This is a genomic window from Moorena sp. SIO4A1 (genome assembly GCF_010672065.1).
Taxonomy (GTDB): domain Bacteria; phylum Cyanobacteriota; class Cyanobacteriia; order Cyanobacteriales; family Coleofasciculaceae; genus Moorena.
Genome location: NZ_JAAHHX010001089.1, coordinates 1 through 1,010 on the forward strand (window position 1 = coordinate 1; position 1,010 = coordinate 1,010).

Consider the following 1,010-nt stretch of genomic DNA (forward strand, 5'->3'; position numbering starts at 1 on the left):
TCAGATGATGTCAATGATTTTGATAACTGTAAGAATGTTGTAGCGTTTAAACATCAGCAAACAGGAATTCTTCATTGTTATCATGACAAACGCTTTGAGATTGAAAAGGCTTTGTCAAGTTTTCGTGTCGCCATACAAATTGATGCTGACACCAGGATTATAGGTAGCTTACCTGAAACCATTGAAGTATTGCCCGGAATTACAGCAGGACATCAAGCAAATCTTGTCAAGCATGTAGAAAAGTATAATCCGGAAAGATTAAAGCCCCTTAAACAGATAGCCTCTAAGTTAGATATCCCATTAGACAAGGCAATTTATATAGGAGAATCTTTAGTTTTTGTTTCTAGAGATGGTGGCAAAGAAAAAGAATTTATTAAACAATGGGGTATGATCGGGCGCTATTTTGAGTTAAAAGGTATTCATGGTGGCGAAGGCATTATCTTAGGACTGGCGGCTGCTAAGGCTGGATTGACGATTAGCAGAAGTTCTAGCTGGGACAGGATTAATGAAGTCAAGAAACATCTGGATGCTTCTCATGAGAAAACACAGAAAACGTTTTGGGATTCCTTGAAACGCAAACTGGGCTATCACTATAATTTTAATCGAGCCAGGGTAGCAGCATTAAAAGATTTTGAATTTTACTACCGATAATATAGCATTTGGTGAGGTACTTTCGTCCTAGGTTTTAGGGAGTAGGGAGTCGGGAGTCGGGAGTCGGGAGTCGGGAGTCGGGAACTTCCGATCACGGAACAGCTATGCAGTGAGGTTTTGGGGGTAACCCCCAAGACCTCACTGGCTTGGTTTCCAAGGGGCTGCGTGCCCAACTTGCTTCCCCACACAGCCCCAAAAGCATGAGAGACCGCATCAATAAGCCATTTGGTCATCGAACAATCTAGCTTTTTTAGTCTAATGAGGTACAAAAGATTTTTACCATCTTACCTCTTACCTCTTCTGACTTCACTGCTCCCTGCTCCCTGCTCCCTGCTCCCTGCTCCCTACTCCCTAAAAAC

General features: G+C 42.6%; 2 protein-coding genes. One reads left to right on the forward strand and one right to left on the reverse strand.

Annotated elements, in window-relative coordinates; all coding sequences use genetic code 11:
• Positions 1–651 (forward strand): hypothetical protein (locus F6K53_RS45485; RefSeq protein WP_293087823.1); only part of this gene is annotated, 651 nt, incomplete at its 5' end.
• Here F6K53_RS45485 and F6K53_RS45490 read toward each other — a convergent pair.
• Entirely contained in the window at positions 642–884 is a 243-nt protein-coding gene (locus tag F6K53_RS45490; RefSeq protein WP_293087826.1) for a hypothetical protein, read from the reverse strand. The genes F6K53_RS45485 and F6K53_RS45490 overlap by 10 nt on opposite strands.
• Positions 885–1,010 lie beyond the last annotated feature (126 nt).

Bases quoted from the DNA above. Each gene is read 5' to 3' on its own strand.
- F6K53_RS45490 (WP_293087826.1), bottom strand. From the start codon at position 884: ATGACCAAATGGCTTATTGATGCGGTCTCTCATGCTTTTGGGGCTGTG.